The sequence below is a fragment of the Clostridium sp. KNHs214 genome (assembly GCF_000744935.1).
Lineage (GTDB): Bacteria > Bacillota > Clostridia > Clostridiales > Clostridiaceae > Haloimpatiens.
The window spans coordinates 104456-120219 of record NZ_JQMW01000013.1; the positions used below are offsets into that span (position 1 = coordinate 104456).

General features: G+C 31.9%; 19 protein-coding genes and 1 tRNA gene. 2 read left to right on the forward strand and 18 right to left on the reverse strand.

Annotated features, from left to right (window positions below; translation table 11 throughout):
* Positions 1-39: 39 nt before the first annotated feature.
* The 3 genes from CC89_RS16030 to tsaD form a co-directional block, all read right to left on the reverse strand.
* On the reverse strand, positions 40-630 hold the full coding sequence (locus tag CC89_RS16030; protein ID WP_035293898.1) for a GrpB family protein: 591 nt from the start codon (positions 628-630) through the stop codon (positions 40-42).
* A gap of 419 nt (positions 631-1049) precedes the next feature.
* Positions 1050-2288, reverse strand: coding sequence for an MDR family MFS transporter (locus CC89_RS16035; RefSeq protein WP_081897092.1), 1239 nt, complete (start codon positions 2286-2288; stop codon positions 1050-1052).
* Positions 2289-2315: 27 nt separating this feature from the next.
* The gene (tsaD, locus tag CC89_RS16040; RefSeq protein WP_035293900.1) at positions 2316-3338 is read right to left on the reverse strand and encodes a tRNA (adenosine(37)-N6)-threonylcarbamoyltransferase complex transferase subunit TsaD; all 1023 of its coding nucleotides are present in this window, start codon (positions 3336-3338) and stop codon (positions 2316-2318) included.
* A 448-nt stretch (positions 3339-3786) separates the two neighbouring features.
* Here tsaD and CC89_RS16045 point away from each other — a divergent pair, with 448 nt between their 5' ends.
* Positions 3787-4419: a RusA family crossover junction endodeoxyribonuclease gene (locus CC89_RS16045; RefSeq protein WP_035293902.1), complete on the forward strand. Its 633-nt coding sequence runs from the start codon at positions 3787-3789 to the stop codon at positions 4417-4419.
* A gap of 36 nt (positions 4420-4455) precedes the next feature.
* On the opposite strand, the gene CC89_RS16050 is transcribed toward CC89_RS16045, so the two are convergent.
* The 3 genes from CC89_RS16050 to lplA form a co-directional block, all read right to left on the reverse strand.
* Positions 4456-5442, reverse strand: a complete 987-nt coding sequence (locus tag CC89_RS16050) for an NAD(P)/FAD-dependent oxidoreductase (RefSeq protein WP_051931910.1) — start codon at positions 5440-5442, stop codon at positions 4456-4458.
* Between the two features lie 100 nt (positions 5443-5542).
* Positions 5543-6406 (reverse strand): lipoyl synthase, encoded by an 864-nt coding sequence (lipA, locus tag CC89_RS16055; protein ID WP_035293904.1) that lies wholly within the window; start codon positions 6404-6406, stop codon positions 5543-5545.
* Positions 6407-6505: 99 nt separating this feature from the next.
* Positions 6506-7492 carry a lipoate--protein ligase gene (gene lplA / locus CC89_RS16060; RefSeq protein WP_035293906.1) on the reverse strand — a complete coding sequence of 329 codons (987 nt, stop codon included), beginning with the start codon at positions 7490-7492 and terminating at the stop codon, positions 6506-6508.
* 480 nt (positions 7493-7972) lie between these two features.
* On the opposite strand from lplA, the gene CC89_RS20095 reads away from it, so the two are divergent.
* On the forward strand, positions 7973-8122 hold the full coding sequence (locus tag CC89_RS20095; protein ID WP_286161397.1) for a DUF3955 domain-containing protein: 150 nt from the start codon (positions 7973-7975) through the stop codon (positions 8120-8122).
* Positions 8123-8276: 154 nt separating this feature from the next.
* On the opposite strand, the gene CC89_RS16065 is transcribed toward CC89_RS20095, so the two are convergent.
* From CC89_RS16065 to CC89_RS16120, 12 genes are all read right to left on the reverse strand, one after another.
* Positions 8277-8352 (reverse strand) — tRNA-Trp (locus CC89_RS16065).
* A 355-nt stretch (positions 8353-8707) separates the two neighbouring features.
* Positions 8708-8998: an ethanolamine utilization microcompartment protein EutM gene (eutM, locus tag CC89_RS16070; protein ID WP_035293908.1), complete on the reverse strand. Its 291-nt coding sequence runs from the start codon at positions 8996-8998 to the stop codon at positions 8708-8710.
* Between the two features lie 105 nt (positions 8999-9103).
* Complete coding sequence (locus CC89_RS16075) at positions 9104-9754, reverse strand: phosphate propanoyltransferase (RefSeq protein ID WP_035293910.1); 651 nt, start codon at positions 9752-9754, stop codon at positions 9104-9106.
* Positions 9754-11361, reverse strand: a complete 1608-nt coding sequence (locus CC89_RS16080; RefSeq protein WP_035293912.1) for an acetaldehyde dehydrogenase (acetylating) — start codon at positions 11359-11361, stop codon at positions 9754-9756. The genes CC89_RS16075 and CC89_RS16080 overlap by 1 nt, the downstream gene beginning before the upstream one ends.
* Before the next feature lie 40 nt (positions 11362-11401).
* Complete coding sequence (locus CC89_RS16085; RefSeq protein WP_035293914.1) at positions 11402-12097, reverse strand: BMC domain-containing protein; 696 nt, start codon at positions 12095-12097, stop codon at positions 11402-11404.
* A gap of 20 nt (positions 12098-12117) precedes the next feature.
* Entirely contained in the window at positions 12118-12780 is a 663-nt protein-coding gene (locus CC89_RS16090; RefSeq protein ID WP_035293916.1) for a cupin domain-containing protein, read from the reverse strand.
* A 79-nt stretch (positions 12781-12859) separates the two neighbouring features.
* Positions 12860-13123 carry a EutN/CcmL family microcompartment protein gene (locus CC89_RS16095; RefSeq protein ID WP_035293918.1) on the reverse strand — a complete coding sequence of 88 codons (264 nt, stop codon included), beginning with the start codon at positions 13121-13123 and terminating at the stop codon, positions 12860-12862.
* Positions 13120-13422 carry a BMC domain-containing protein gene (locus CC89_RS16100; RefSeq protein WP_035293920.1) on the reverse strand — a complete coding sequence of 101 codons (303 nt, stop codon included), beginning with the start codon at positions 13420-13422 and terminating at the stop codon, positions 13120-13122. The genes CC89_RS16095 and CC89_RS16100 overlap by 4 nt, the downstream gene beginning before the upstream one ends.
* A gap of 18 nt (positions 13423-13440) precedes the next feature.
* On the reverse strand, positions 13441-14286 hold the full coding sequence (gene eutJ, locus CC89_RS16105) for an ethanolamine utilization protein EutJ (protein ID WP_035293922.1): 846 nt from the start codon (positions 14284-14286) through the stop codon (positions 13441-13443).
* Positions 14268-14951 (reverse strand): ATP--cob(I)alamin adenosyltransferase, encoded by a 684-nt coding sequence (locus CC89_RS16110; RefSeq protein ID WP_035293924.1) that lies wholly within the window; start codon positions 14949-14951, stop codon positions 14268-14270. The genes eutJ and CC89_RS16110 overlap by 19 nt, the downstream gene beginning before the upstream one ends.
* A 6-nt stretch (positions 14952-14957) precedes the next feature.
* On the reverse strand, positions 14958-15404 hold the full coding sequence (locus CC89_RS16115; protein ID WP_035293926.1) for a EutP/PduV family microcompartment system protein: 447 nt from the start codon (positions 15402-15404) through the stop codon (positions 14958-14960).
* Positions 15401-15754, reverse strand: coding sequence for a BMC domain-containing protein (locus CC89_RS16120; protein WP_035293928.1), 354 nt, complete (start codon positions 15752-15754; stop codon positions 15401-15403). The genes CC89_RS16115 and CC89_RS16120 overlap by 4 nt, the downstream gene beginning before the upstream one ends.
* Positions 15755-15764 lie beyond the last annotated feature (10 nt).

Below are 15764 nucleotides of genomic sequence, written 5' to 3' on the forward strand. Positions count from 1 at the left end.
CGAACCTTCATCTAATAATACTTTTGATAACAGTAATAATTAAACAGCGTTTATCTTATATCGTTCACCGTACTGTATTTTTGCTATTTCGGAATATTTAATAACAAATTCTTCTTTTGCATCAGTATAGGCATCTCTATTATGTTCATACTTTTCCTTTAACTGCATTTTTAAATCTACATATTCTTTAGCAACCTCTGGATGTTCAATCAAATAATCTCTAAAATATAATTCACTCCAATTATCAGCATAACGTACATGGAGATGATATACCTTTTCTTCAAACCCATATTTAGTATAGCCTTTACTGTATGTTTGTTTGAAAGTCGGTTTTTCTGAAAAATTCATCAAACCCCATTGCATTGACTTTAACATATCTGTTATTTGGCTTATATTACTTCTGAGTGATATTTCCATGAGAATATCTATAGTCGGTTTTGAAACGATTCCTGGAACTGCTGTACTTCCTATATGGCTGATTCTTACAATAGTTCCATCATCAAAATTCTCCACCAGTTTTTCTTTCTCTATTTCATACCATTTTGGATATGCAGTATTATATTCCCTAAGTATTATTGGAAATAGTACCCATAGTTCCTCTAATGTCATTTCCGATAATTCTTTCGCCATATTTGTTATCCTCCATAATATAAAAAATCTTGTTCATAAATCTCTGGTTTGTTTTATCTCATTAGATACGCAGTTATTTACAATTGTGAATTAACTTATTTTTCAATTATATCATACTTTTAGAAATGATTATCATGAAAATGTTTATAATTTTATTATTTGCTCTAGCATACGCTATTATAATTAGTCAAAATATTATTAGTAACCATGAATTAGAGCTTACTAAGGCTACGCCTAAAAAATAATATGAGCGCTTTCTTTCTTATAAATTAAAGATTTTCTGAATAAAATGAAGAAAATCCACATTATTTGATATTTATATATTTAGAAGTTCTTGGCGTATTGTTCACAGTCCAAAATTTCACATTTATCACGGAATTAAAATCAGATTTTTCCTATGCACCCCCGTCACAATTTTCTTATTTTCTCTTTTCGTTTAGATAAAGACCGTACATGGCGATTCCAGATAGGATAGCTAGTCCTAAAACTAAAGTCCACGATAATTTAAATCCACTTTTTTCTAGAATTCCGCCCATTACATATGGGGCTATAGCATAGCCTGCTCCAGAAATTATAGGTATAAGGGCATTAAATCTACCCCTATGCGACATTGGACTGTGATTTGCTATGTACACTCCTGAATTTGTTGAGCACAAAATCTCTCCTACTGTCCATACTGCTGTAGAGACTATAAATAGTGGATATGCTTTTATAACAGACAGCATTCCAAAGCCTATAGCATAAAAAACTCCTGCCAAAGCAATATTTAAAACTGACTTATTCCTCTTTGTAATATGGGTTATAACTGTAGTAAAAAATATTACTGTAAGAGCATTTACAGTCATTAAATATCCATACAGCTTTTTAGAAGCTACGGATCCAAAAATATCATTTACTTGAAGTGGTATTATATAACCAGCTTGAGCATAAATAAATGAATATATAATAGAAATAAAAGTGAATATAACTAAATTGGGTCTCTTAATTAATGCTAAAATAGTAGAACCTTCTTCACTTTTTTCATCATCATCAACTATTGTTTCTACCTGACTTTTTTCAGGTATAGACTCTTTTACAAATACCACTACCAAAATTAATGATATTAATGTGGTTATCCCATCACCTATAAATAAAATTCTCATATGATTATTATATAAAAGCCCTGCAATTAATGGTCCTATGGCAAATCCTACATTTATACCTAAATATAAAAGAGAGAATGCTGCTTTTCTATTTTGCTTATTGGTGACATCGGCAAGCATTGCACTATTAGCAGGCTGAGCTGCACCATTAAATATTCCTGATAAAATAAGAAGCCATATTATAAAATGTGGATTATTTAATATGCCACATAAAATTAATGAAAAAGCAGCTAGACCCTGAGATATAACTATTGTACGTTTTCTTCCTGCATGATCAGCTAACTTTCCACCTGCTAAGGCTCCAATACCACCGCATACTGCAGTTATTGTTATAAATACACCTATTTGTTTAGGCGACATATTCAATCTATCCTTCAAGAAGAATGTCATAAATGGATAAACAAAATTTCCAATACAATTTATAACTCTAGCTATAAATAAAACATATATTTCCTTCGGCAATCCAGAATAAGTTCCTAATAAAGATTTAAATCTTTCTTTTTTATTTATCCCCAATTTTTCACCCCCACTATTTTAAGTTTTTTATCTTTCCCCTAATTTTAAATTTGGAATGGCATTTAAAGTTAATGGAGTTATGTTTCCCTTCTTATATTCAAAGTAAGCAGCACTACCTATCATGGCTGCATTATCTGTGCATAAAATCATTGAAGGAAACAATACCTTTATTCCCTCTTTTTCTCCTCTTTTAATCATAGTTTCTCTAAGGCATGAATTAGCAGCTACTCCACCTGCAATAGCTATTTTATCTACATTTTGATTTTTACAAGCTTCTATAGCATTGTCTACCAGTACGTCTACCACTGCCTTTTGGAAAGATGCTGCCACATCTTCCCTCACTATCTCTTCCTTCTTCATTTCTTTATTATTTAAATAATTAAGTACTGCTGATTTAACTCCACTAAAGGAAAAATCCAAGCTATCATCATGAAAATTAGCTCTAGGAAATTTTATCGCATCAGCATTTCCTTTCTTTGAAACTTTATCTATTTTAGGTCCACCTGGGTAGCCAAGACCTATAGCTCTTGCAACTTTATCAAAAGCTTCTCCTGCTGCATCGTCTCTAGTTCCACCTAAAACTTCAAATTCACCATAATCCTTCATATATACTATGAAAGTGTGTCCTCCAGATACCACAAGGCATACAAAAGGTGGCTCTAATTCTTTATATTCTATAAAATTGGCACTTATATGTCCTTCTATATGATTTACACCTATTAATGGCTTGTTTAACGCATAGCTAAGTCCTTTTGCATATTGAAGTCCTACCAGTAGTGCACCTACTAATCCGGGTCCATATGTAACTCCTATAGCATCTATATCCTGCAGTGTAACATTAGCTTTATCTAAAGCCTCCTGAACCACTACACTTATAGCTTCTATATGTTTTCTAGAAGCCACCTCTGGAACTACTCCTCCAAATTTAGTATGTATATCTATTTGAGAAGCTATTATATTAGATAATACTTCCCTGCCATTTACAACTACTGCCGCTGCTGTTTCATCACAACTACTTTCTATGGCTAATATTTTTATATCTTTATTCATAATAAATTCCTTCCTTTACTATTTAGTATTTAAGCTCTATATTAAAATGCAAAGTATAATAAATAATAGGTAATAGCTAAGAAGTAAGAGTTAAGGATAAAACTCTAGGAGTTTTTTATAATTAATTTGTAAGTAATAGTTGTGGTAAAAATTCAGCTTTGCTGAATTTTTCAATAGCTCTTACTTTTCACCTATTAGTTCTTAACTTAAAAAATATCGTAATACAATATTTTCATATAGCCTAAAATATTACTGAATTTAATTTTATACCTTAACTTCTATAATACAAAAAACTTTATATATCATCAAGGAAAACCTAAAAACTTTTAACTCTCTTTGATTTTGTATTATATTAGTATTATGATATAATTCTTTTTATACTGTCAATTACCACCCATACAAGTAAGGGTTGTTTCCTTGCCACACTTTTATGAAAAGGGGTTTATATATGATTTGTAATTACGCTAAAGTTATAATTAAGGGCTCTCCTATAACTAAATCTAATTTTAAACTTTCCAATATTCAAGGACGAGCTATACTGCCTTATAATTCAGGAAAATATCATGATAGATACGCTTTATATGAGCAGCAAATAGCTTATGAAGCTAGATGTCAAAATCCCAATACAGTACTTAATGAATCATTAATAGCTATATTAAAGGTATATTATAAAAGTAAAAAAAGACATCCAGATACCACAAATATAACTAAAAGTATTTTTGATGGAATAGAAAAAAGCGGATTGATTATAAATGATGCCCAAATAAGAAGACTAATTATTGAAGAATTCTACGATAAGGATAATCCTAGATTTGAATTAGAACTTTTTCCTGAAAGCGAGTATTCCATAGAATACTCTATACTAAAAAAAGAAAAAGTTGAAAAACCTATAGTTTACGCACCACCAGCAAATAAAAAAAATAAGCTAACTTCTTCTCAATGTAGCTTAAAAAAAGAATCTGATGGTTCTAATAATGAAGTCTGTGAAATATGCGGCAAGCCTATAAAAAGCCAAGAAAGAATATCTATTAATAAAGGAAGTTCATTTATCTGCAATAATTGTTTTAAAAAACTTTTTTAGTGCTATACACTTCATATCTTGTATAGCACTAAAAATTTAATTAGTCTTTTTTAATATTTTTATATACCTAGCTACAGCCTCACCAGCTTTATTTCCTTCAGAAACTACATAATTAGTATCATAGTTGATCTTAAGTAAGTTTCCACAGGCAAATATTCCATCTACAGATGTGCACATATTCTCATCTACTACTGGCCCACCCCATAAATTGTTTAAGGAAATTTTAGCATTCACTGTTATATCAGTCTCTGGAAACAGTTGTACAGATAAAAGTAATGTATCACATTCCACATAGCATTCAGTATCCTTCAATACTTTTTTATCTTTGTCTAGTGAAGCTAGCGTTACCCCTTCTACTCTATCTTTTCCTTTTATATCAACTATGTAGCAACTTTCTTTAAAGGGTATATTAAAATCATCTATACATTCATTAAAGTATTCTTTTTTACCTATAGGCTGTGAATTTTTTTCTACCACCATTTTTACATTTGCTCCTTCTAATTTCAGCCTTCTAGCGGTTAATAAAGCTAAATTACTTGAGCCATATACTATAACTTCTTTTCCTGGTAAGTAACCGTGTAAATTCACCAATTTATGTGCTGTTCCACAAGTATATATGCCAACGCACTTATTCCTTGGTATATTTATAGCTCCTATAGACTGTTCTCTGCATCCAGTGGCTAAAACTACAGCTTTAGCTTTTATATTTTTTATACCTTCTTTTTCACTTACATAAGTTATTTTCTTATCTTCAGTAAGTCTTAATACTGTAGAATTTGTTTTGGTTTCTATTTTATATTCATTTATTTCATCCACAAGCTTTTGTATATATTCAGGACCAGTAACATATTCTTCAGAATCTCCTAAACGAAATCCATTGTGAATATTTTCGTTTAGCATACCACCTAAAGAACTTTCTCTTTCTATTATACAAACCTTATCTACTCCTTGCTTTTTAGCAGAAATAGCGACAGATAAGCCCCCAGGCCCTCCTCCTATTACAACAATGTCATATAATTGCATAGAATCTCCTCCAAATTTAAAACAACTAAACTAATACCTACAATATATTTTATCAGTTTATGTAAGGTATGTATACATTGAAGACTATAAAATGGCCTATTTATTTCCCTTTAATTTTATCAAATACTTCTACTGCATTATAGGAACTTCTAACTAAGGGAGCTGATGCAACATATTTAAATCCTAAACTTTCACCAATTTTCCTATATTCCTCAAAAACATCTGGGTGAACATATTCTACTACATCGTGATGTTTTTTAGATGGTTGTAAATATTGTCCCATAGTGAATATATCACAATCTATTTTTCTAAGATCATTCATAAGACTAACCACTTGTTCTTTTGTTTCTCCTAAGCCTAGCATTATTCCTGACTTAGTCAAAATAGAACTATCCATTTTCTTCACGTTTTCTAAAACCTTAAGAGATCTTTGATAAATCGCTCTTGGTCTAACTCCTGGATATAAATCTGGCACTGTTTCTACATTATGATTTATTATATCTGGCTTCTCATCTGCTACTAATTTAAGAGCTTTTTCATCTCCTTGGAAATCAGGTATTAAAACCTCAATGGTTACATTCTTATTTAAATTCTTAACTTCCTTTATCACCTTAGCAAAATGTCCTGCTCCACCATCTTCTAAATCATCTCTAGTTACAGAAGTAACAACCACATGTTTTAAGCCAAGTCTATCTACAGCTTTAGCTAAATTTTCCGGTTCCTTTTCATTTACAGGCTCTGGTTTACTTTTAGTTACATTGCAAAATGTACAATTTCTTGTGCAATTTCTTCCAAGTATCATAAAAGTAGCTGTACCTTTATGAAAACATTCTCCCCTGTTTGGACATAAAGCATGTTCACATACAGTATTTAAATTTAAGTCCTTTAATAAATTTTCTACTTCTATAGAATTGTGATTTCTAACTAATTTTACCTTTAACCATTCTGGTTTTCTTACGTACATTTTAATTCCCCCTTAAAATATTCAATGCAGCATATAATATACTACACACACATTCTATTTTTCTATGCATAAACTACATACAACTTATAAATCATATGTTTACTTATAATTAAACATCAACCCCATAAATTGTTCTCTTGTTAAATCAGAAATATATTCTGAAATATCTACATCTTTAATAACTTGTAATATGTTTTCCTCTTCATATTTCTTTCCCAAAAGTATGTTTTCTAATTGGTCGATTTCTCTTTTTCCAAAAAAGTCTCCATTTATTTCTATACCACTTATATTTCCATCTTTTATTGATAAACTAATTTGAACTACTCCACATTTAAACTTATCTTCATTAAAAAATTGAAATTTAGGAGAGTTCCCATAAGTCCATTGCCAAGTAGAAAACTTTTCTTCAGATATTTCATTTATTTTCTGCATCTCTTCTTCATCTAGTTCATAAAATTCCCTGCAATTAAATTCTTCCATCACTAATCTTATAAGACAATTTTTGAATTCTTCTACATTCATATCTTCATCTAGATATTTTCTTATATTAGTAACTCTATTGGATACAGACTTAATAGCCTTGTCCTTAAATTTTACTGGATTGCTTTTTAAAGCTTTTACTAAGTCTGATAAATCCGCATCAAATAATAAGGTTCCATGATGAAGAACTTTATTTTTATATGAATATTGGGCGTTTCCGCAAAACTTTTTTCCTTCAACTGTTAAATCATTTCTACCGGTAAACTCTGCTTCTACTCCAAGTTTCTTCAAAGCATTTATTACTGGCTTAGTAAACCCTTTAAAATCTGCAAAGTTAGAATCCTTTTTGGTTATAAAAGTAAAGTTCAAATTACCTAAATCGCAAAAAACTGTTCCCCCTCCAGATACTCTTCTAACTACATCTATATCTTTTTCTTTAACATATTCTAAATTTATTTCTCTTAGAGTATTTTGATTTTTTCCTATAAGTATAGATCTTCTATTTCGCCACAGTATAAAACAATCTGTATCCTTGTACTTAAGTATATACTCTTCTACAGCGTGATTAATATATGGATCCTTACAACTACTATTTATAAATATCAAGTCCATCCCTCCAGTACCCTTACTGTACAATTTAAAGGTTTTCATGCAAGCTAAATACTATGTGAACTACACAGCAATAAACAACTAAGTTTTTACGCAAAATTCTATAAACATTATACTACAATTATTCCTATTAACATTATCATATTTTAAATATAAATTAAACTATTCTAATTTATTTAAAATATGCCTCCTTACCTGGCGTTTATGATTTTTTAAAAAAGTATATTTTAGATAATTAATCACACATATATGTTATAATTTCGCGTTACAATTCACCCTTGCAAATCGAAATGCAACAAGTATATATCGAATTAAATAACTTTTTTATTGATAAACGATAAATTACGTGATATTATATTATTACTCAATAAAATATAAAAAACTTAGATTAATTAGCAGGAGGTAATTTTAATAAAAAAATATCTTTTACCATTAATATCATTCATTATATCAATTAGTTGTATAGTTGCTTACAACATCATTGGGGCAAAGATTGCTCCAGATGGTACTCTTATAGAACCATTTTTCTTAATACCAATAGGTTGGTTATTTATAATTATTGGTATAGTTTCTGGTTTAATAATCTCATTCTCTAAGAACCACAAAAAATTTCGTAAAGATATCTAATTACTATAATTATTAGAAACAAATTCTAAAATAAATATCTATTTTGGGGGTTTATAGATATTTAACAACCAAAAGACAACCGACCCCTTAAAAATAAACAAATTTAATATATATAAAAAAAGCCAGTAACCTTTATGATTACTGGCTTTCATTTTGGCAGGGGCACGAGGACTTGAACCCGGAACCAACGGTTTTGGAGACCGCTACTCTACCAATTGAGCTATACCCCTTTGACGAAGATTATTGTATCATGATATGGCATATAAGTCAACATATATTTGCATTAAATTTTGCTGAAAACTAATAAAGTGATTCAACCACAAAAAAGTACAATGTAATGGAATTATGAAATTTCTCTGGAATGAGTTGCATAAGAAGCGAAGGAACTATTTAAATTTATTGTTCCGAGCTCTTATGCAAGTCATGGAGGAGAAATTTCATAATTCAAGTAATGTAATACTTTTTGTAGGATAATCATAAAATCAATATTCTGAAAATGATTATTGATATTTAATAAAAAAATCAGAAATAAAAATGCCGCTAAATATAACTTTAGCGGCATTTTACTTACAATTTAATTAAATCCTATTTTGCAGCTTCTTTAGTTGATGGAAGAATTACTTCAACTTCAGAATGTGGACGTGGTATAACGTGAACTGATATTAATTCTCCAACACGTTGTGCAGCAGCAGCTCCAGCATCTGTAGCAGCTTTAACAGCTCCAACATCTCCTCTAACCATAACAGTTACAAGTCCGCCTCCAACATATTCTTTACCTATTAAATATACGTTTGCTGCCTTAACCATAGCGTCAGCTGCCTCTATTGATCCTACTAATCCTTTAGTTTCTATCATTCCTAATGCATCATATTTCATTTTAAAATCCTCCTAATTATCTTATTATTTGTATATTATAATTTTTAATTATAATCATTTATTTTTTACCACTTTTTATTATTTTAATTGTTATTGATTATTTTTCTATTTCACTATTGTTATTTTTGATTTTGAGTTAATGCCCATTGCATTAGCTTCTTCGATATCAAGATGGCATTCAAGCTTTGAAGCATCATTAGCCCTGATAGCTACGTTGCTGTATATTCCGCCTCTGAAATCATCAAATTTTATTGATACTATATCTCCATCACAGACCCCTAAATTTTTAGCATCTTCAGGTGTCATATGAATATGTCTTTGTGCAACTACTAAGCCTTCTTCAATTTGAACAGAACCTTTTGGTCCAACTAATGTAATTCCAGGCGTTCTGCTTAAATCTCCAGATAGTCTTACGTGTGATACTGCTCCAAGTTTAATGCAATCTCCAGCTAATACTTCAACTTGAGTCTTACTTCTTACTGGTCCAAGAATTCTAACTTTTTCAATTGCACCCTTTGGTCCACATACTGTTACAACTTCTTTGCACGCATATTGTCCAGGCTGAGATAAATCTTTAAGTTTAGTAAGTTGATAGTTTTTTCCAAAAAGACATTCTAAATCCCTTTGTGAAAGATGTACGTGTCTATTAGAAATACCTACTGGAATCTCAGATGAATTTACCTGAGATACAGTATTTTCACTTTTGCCATTTACAGTTTCTAGTAAAAGCTTTAATACTGCCTCTAAATTATCCATTAGTTTGCCCCCTTCATAGCGGCAACTATTTGGTTAACTAAGTTTAAAAGCTCCTCATTTTTTGCACTCTCACAACCGCACTCAGTACAGTTATCAGTATTTTTAACACACTCAGTAGCCTTATTTAAAGCTGCTGCAGCTGCTGCAATTTGAGCTGGGCTCATATTCATGAATTGACTTTGAACATTTTGAACACCATGACAGTTCTCAGCAGTTTTTATACAGTTGAAGGTTGGGTCATTAGATGCTAATGTTGCACAATCTTTTAAACCATAAGCAACTCTCTTTATATTTATAAGATGTTCTGGAGTAACATTCTCAGATACTGAGCTTCCTCCCCATGTACCACATCCTAAAGTAAATGAAGGGTTAAGACCTGTGCTTGCACCTGTTCCACCTTGTGCTCCACCAGTGTTAACAAGTATACGGGAAGCTGGCTTTTTAGCAAACTTCATAACTATATCTCTATCTTCAGTATGTATACTCATTGTATGACCAATTCCATTTTGAAGTAATTCAATACTTAACTCACATGCTTCATGCCAATCTTTTACTGTATAGAATGCAAGAACTGTTGTAAGTTTTTCATATGACAATGGATTGCCTTCACCTACTCCATTTTGTCTTCCTATAAGTACTTTAGTTTCTGATGGAACTGTAAATCCTGCAGCAGTTGCAATAACTTGTGCACTTCTTCCAACAAACTTAGCATTCATAGCATGACCATTTTTGAATAACAGCTTACAAACTTTATCAGTTTCTTCTGCTGTCATGAAATATCCACCTTGCTTTTTAAGTTCTTCAATAACTACAGCTTCATTGCACTCTTCACAAATTATTGATTGTTCTGAAGCACAAATTGTACCATTATCAAAAGTCTTACTTGCAATGATGTTTCTAACAGCTTTCTCTACATTAGCAGTTCTTTCTATGTACGCTGGAGAGTTTCCTGCCCCAACACCAAGAGCTGGCTTTCCTGCACTATAAGCAGCTTTAACCATTCCTGGACCACCTGTAGCTATTATTATAGCAACTTCTTTGCTCTTCATTAATTCATTTGTAGCTCCGATTGTTGGAGTAGTTATGCAACCTATAATATTTTCTGGTGCACCAGCTTCAATAGCTGCATCACGCATTAATTCAGCTGCCTTAATTGTACATTTTGCAGCAGATGGATGTGGTGAGAAAACTATAGCATTACGAGATTTAATTGAAATCATAGCTTTGAAAATCGCAGTAGAAGTTGGGTTTGTTGAAGGTACTATACCCATAACTAAACCAACTGGTTCAGCAATCTCTATAAGCTTATTTGCTTCGTCTTCTTTAATTATACCGATAGTTTTCATATCTTTTATTGAATCATATAGTACAGTAGCTGCTAAATGATTTTTAAAAGTTTTATCTTCAACTTTACCAAAACCTGTCTCTTCAACTGCCATCTGTGCTAAACAAGCAGCATGCTCTTCTGCAACTCTAACCATGTTGCATAAAATTTTATCAATTTGTTCTTCAGTATAATCAGCAATTTTATTAGCTGCTACTTTTCCTAGTCTAGCAAGGTCTCTTGCTTCTTGTATTGAACGTAAATCCTTGTCGAAGTTTTCCATTATTCCTTACTTCCTTTCGTAAACTTTACAATATATAAATCTAATTTTTCTCGTAATATAATTTGAATTTTGCAAGTAATAAATTTTTACCTGCTTTTGAAATTGTTCTGCCTGTAATTACAAAATCTTTATATTCACGAGCTAGATTTCTAAGCTTAACTACTTTTAACTTAGATAATATCAAAATGGTTTTTTCTATACCATTTTTACTTACTAAATTATCTACATCGTCTTTATGTAAATTCTCTAAATTCACCTTATGTAGTTTATCTAAATCAGCTTCTGAAGCATCTTTATTTTGATTTTCCTTAGCCTCATCTTCAGTTTCTTCTATAGTTTCTACATCCTCTTTCTTATCAGATGATAAAACTTCTGGATTTTCTGGTTCTTCTACTTTATCTGCATTTTCTCCATCCTCCATCTTTTCATCAGATGATGGCTCTTCTATGCATTCTGCTGTAGTATTAGATCCAATTATATTCTCCAATTCTTCGTGAGGACGTGGAATTACATGCTCTGAAACTAAAAATTCTTGATCAAGTTTTTTAACAGCCGCTACCCCAGCTTCTATAGCTGCTTTTACTGCACCTACATCACCTGTAACTGAAATTGTAACAAGACCGCCACCTACATAAGTCTTTTCAATAATACTTACATCTGCGGATTTAACCATTGTATCAGCCGCCTCAACAGCTGCAAGTAATCCTTTTGTTTCTATTAAACCAAGCGCTTGCATAGGTCAATCCTCCTAGTCTTCTATAAAAGATCCGCCCAGTTTGCTGGATATGTTGTATAGAATACCCTAGCCTTGTCTGGAGAACCCCAAACTACTTTAGAACCTGATGGTACGAATAACACATCTCCAGGATAAGCTGTGTATGTCTTTCCATTAACTTCAACAGTTAAAGTTCCCTCGATAACATAGTCAATTTCTTCATAAGTTAATTCCCAATCAAATTTTGAATTTTCAATAATTAAAAATCCAGCACTCATTTTTGATTCTTCTTTGTTTACTAACTCTTGAAAATAAACTTTTGCATCTGGGTTACCAGTGTCAAATACATCCATTTTTACTGTGTTTCCTCTAACAACTTTAAGTCCGCTAGGATCAGACTCAGCTTCAAATAGAACATTCTTTGGCTTTAAACATTCAAGCATTTGTTGTAAAAGACCCTTGTCCATCATTGCTTTAAAGAAATTAAGCATCATTTCAACATCCATACCCTCTATGTTTGGAGCTTTTTTAGCTTCTACATGCTCAATTTTAGGTGCTGGTGCTTCTGTAGTGAATATTATTCCACTATTTTTTGCAAGATCATTAGCTGATGGAGTAATTATTTCACTGCCTTCTAAATAAAATACTTTTTCATTTTTTAGTATTAATGCTTCAACATCTTTTGCACAAATTAATCTTTTCATATTTTCACTTCCTTTCAAAATAATATTGCTGTCCATAAAACTCTTAAAATCCTGTGATTATTTTTAAGAAAGATCTTATTTAACCAAACTGACAATCATCATCAATTATTCCAATAACAACTGCATCCACAGGAATATTGTCGTCACCCAACATTTTGCGGGCAGAGGAGCCAGTACTAACGATAACCCTATCACCAATACCTGCACTTATAATATCCACAACAATAAATCTGCGTCCTTCATCTATTCCACCAATTTCTTCTGCAAGCATAAATTTAAGTCCGCTAAGTGATTCTGCCTTTCTAGTGGCCCATACATTATCAATAAGTCTTGCTACTATCATATTGTTTTTCCCTCTTTCATTTTCATTTTAATTTCATTTATGGCGGCTTCAACTGATGATGTGTCACCAAAAATTCCAATTAAAACCATGTGTTGGGGACATGTACCCCTAATCTCTTCAACAGTAACCCCAACAGCTTTTTCGGCAATATCTGCAGCATAAATCATATCGATAAGCTTACCTTGCACAAGTCCTATTGCATCAACGCTGTTTAAATCCGTTTCGCACTTTACACCGATACGTTTTATGAGAATTTCTTTAGTGCTATGGGAAGGTGATTTTATAATTCTAAAATCCACTTTTAAACACTCTCCTTATTATTCCATAATATCTTGTGTACAGCTTAATGCTATTCCAAGTGGTGTAACAAACATAGGATTTTTAGGTTTATGTGTATACACGCCAGTCTTTTTTTGAATAATTTCTTCGATGCCTGTCAAACAACAAGTACCACCTACTAAAGAAATTTCATTAACATCATAATCTTTAATATACTTACTAATAATTGTTGACACCTTTTCAACTACTGGCTTTAGTACTGGTAAAATTTCCTTGTGGTTCTTATTATCTCTTTTAAATTTATCTGCCTCATTAAAAGGCATTCCATATGCACCTGCAATAACTAGTGAAAAATGAGTACCACCTGTAGGTTCGTCCACAACATAAACTACTTTTCCATCCTTTAAAACAGATATTCCAGTTGTTCCACCACCGATATCTACAACTGCACCATTTTGAATTTTAAGTACAGCATTTGCAGCAGTAGGTTCATCTAAAAGATTTGTCAATTCAAAGCCAGCTGCTTGAACTACATTTTTAATTGCTCCAGAATCTAAAGCATCAGTTCCAGGTGGAATTGCAGCCGCCGCATAAATAAGCTCTGTATTCAATTTTTCCTCGATTTCCTGCTTAAGTTCTCTAACAATCCTTACTGCTCCAATATAATCCACAACCATACCGTCACGAACTACATCTGCATATCTATATGCACCTGCAACAGGCTTGTAGTTTTCATCTAAAACAGCCAATACTATACAAGCAGTACCTAAGTCTACACCTGTATAATAAACAGAAGAACCATTAACAATTGGTCTTTCTATTACTTCCTCAAACTCTTGAACCATATTATCACAATATTCAAAAGTTAATTTTTCCTTTGACATTCTTTTCCTCCTACTGCTGAACAAATCAATTGAGACAGCGAATTAATTATTGAGTTAACGTTCCCTATAATGCTATCTTTTAAACCGTCATCATCATTTTTGTAGGTATCAATTATTTCAAACTGTAATTCCCTTAAAGCACAGCGAAGTGTGTGCATTTTTAAAATTGCATTGCTTTTTGCAAGCTGCATATGAAATTCTGTTATCTCGAAACAATCATCAAGCTCTGTTATAAAATTTAATGAATTCATTCCAGCACACTCTCCGCAGTAAATTGGCTCAAGAGTACCTTTTCCATCCACAACATTTCTGATATTTGATATTTTTCTACCCAAATTTATAATGTTTTGTGCTAAGATAATATCCTCTTTTAATATTTCACTACTAGTAACAAGAAATACTGCCTCCATAGATTTCAATTTTAAGCAAAGTTTCTTATTGAAATTTAAATTGCTGTTTACCATTGGTTCTTTTGTTTCAGCCTTATTGTTTTTAGAAACATTCTTATTTGCTTTTGGAGCATCATCATTTAATTTTATTCTCTTATCAGACAAATATTGAGTTGCTCCAGGTGTAAGGCGCTGTCCTTGTTGTAACTTGTAGGTATCAAAAGGTTCTTTTCTAAATAAGTCTCTCAAGTACTCTTCAGTAATAAATCTCATCATCGACCTTTACTCCTCACCTTTTTCAAATAAATACTTCTTCAAAGCATCAATTCCTGTTCCAATTTTAAAACTAATATGAAAATATGGCTCTGACACTCCTATGTTCTTTAGCTGTTTTAAACATTTTTCTTCATTTTCAGGTACCAAGTCACACTTTGTTATAACCCCGATTACCGGGCATCTAAAGGACTTTGCAAATCCATGGGAGTATATTTCACTGCTATTAGACTGATCAACCACTATAAGCACATGAGATGCATCCTGAGCTGCTGCTATTACATGCTTATACATCCATGCATTTTCTATATAAGAGCTTGGAACATCAATGGTGTTTTTACCATAAATCAAATCTGGTGTTCTTCTTAATGGACCATCATAATTGTTTAATGCATTAACCAATGTGGTTTTGCCTGATTTTGAAGGCCCAATTACCATTATGCGCTTTCTTCTCATGTCCTTGTAATGGGAGCCGGAGTAAATCCAAGCATATCCTTTAAAATATCATTTACTGCACCAAGTGCTGTTTCAACACTTTGTACATCACCATTTATTACAACAGAACCTGTAAAACGGTCAAGGAATCCAATTTGCACATCGGAAGCCTTTGTAGCAATATCTGCTGCAATAATAGCCGATTCATAAGGAGAAAGAGTTAAAATACCTATTGCTCCTTTTTCATCAATTCCAAGACGTTCATATATATCAGGCATGGGTGATGCAATAACATGAGCTATTGTAATCTGCTTTCCTGGCACTGACTCTTGTATAACACGTTGTATGTTTCTATCAAGAAAATCTCCCATAAACCTTACC

Bases quoted from the DNA above. Each gene is read 5' to 3' on its own strand.
- CC89_RS16030 (WP_035293898.1), bottom strand. From the start codon at position 630: ATGGCGAAAGAATTATCGGAAATGACATTAGAGGAACTATGGGTACTA.
- tsaD (WP_035293900.1), bottom strand. From the start codon at position 3,338: ATGAATAAAGATATAAAAATATTAGCCATAGAAAGTAGTTGTGATGAA.
- CC89_RS16045 (WP_035293902.1), top strand. From the start codon at position 3,787: ATGATTTGTAATTACGCTAAAGTTATAATTAAGGGCTCTCCTATAACT.
- CC89_RS16050 (WP_051931910.1), bottom strand. From the start codon at position 5,442: ATGCAATTATATGACATTGTTGTAATAGGAGGAGGGCCTGGGGGCTTA.
- lipA (WP_035293904.1), bottom strand. From the start codon at position 6,406: ATGTACGTAAGAAAACCAGAATGGTTAAAGGTAAAATTAGTTAGAAAT.
- eutM (WP_035293908.1), bottom strand. From the start codon at position 8,998: ATGAAATATGATGCATTAGGAATGATAGAAACTAAAGGATTAGTAGGA.
- CC89_RS16075 (WP_035293910.1), bottom strand. From the start codon at position 9,754: ATGGATAATTTAGAGGCAGTATTAAAGCTTTTACTAGAAACTGTAAAT.
- CC89_RS16080 (WP_035293912.1), bottom strand. From the start codon at position 11,361: ATGGAAAACTTCGACAAGGATTTACGTTCAATACAAGAAGCAAGAGAC.
- CC89_RS16085 (WP_035293914.1), bottom strand. From the start codon at position 12,097: ATGCAAGCGCTTGGTTTAATAGAAACAAAAGGATTACTTGCAGCTGTT.
- CC89_RS16090 (WP_035293916.1), bottom strand. From the start codon at position 12,780: ATGAAAAGATTAATTTGTGCAAAAGATGTTGAAGCATTAATACTAAAA.
- CC89_RS16095 (WP_035293918.1), bottom strand. From the start codon at position 13,123: ATGATAGTAGCAAGACTTATTGATAATGTATGGGCCACTAGAAAGGCA.
- eutJ (WP_035293922.1), bottom strand. From the start codon at position 14,286: ATGTCAAAGGAAAAATTAACTTTTGAATATTGTGATAATATGGTTCAA.
- CC89_RS16110 (WP_035293924.1), bottom strand. From the start codon at position 14,951: ATGATGAGATTTATTACTGAAGAGTACTTGAGAGACTTATTTAGAAAA.
- CC89_RS16115 (WP_035293926.1), bottom strand. From the start codon at position 15,404: ATGAGAAGAAAGCGCATAATGGTAATTGGGCCTTCAAAATCAGGCAAA.
- CC89_RS16120 (WP_035293928.1), bottom strand. From the start codon at position 15,754: ATGGGAGATTTTCTTGATAGAAACATACAACGTGTTATACAAGAGTCA.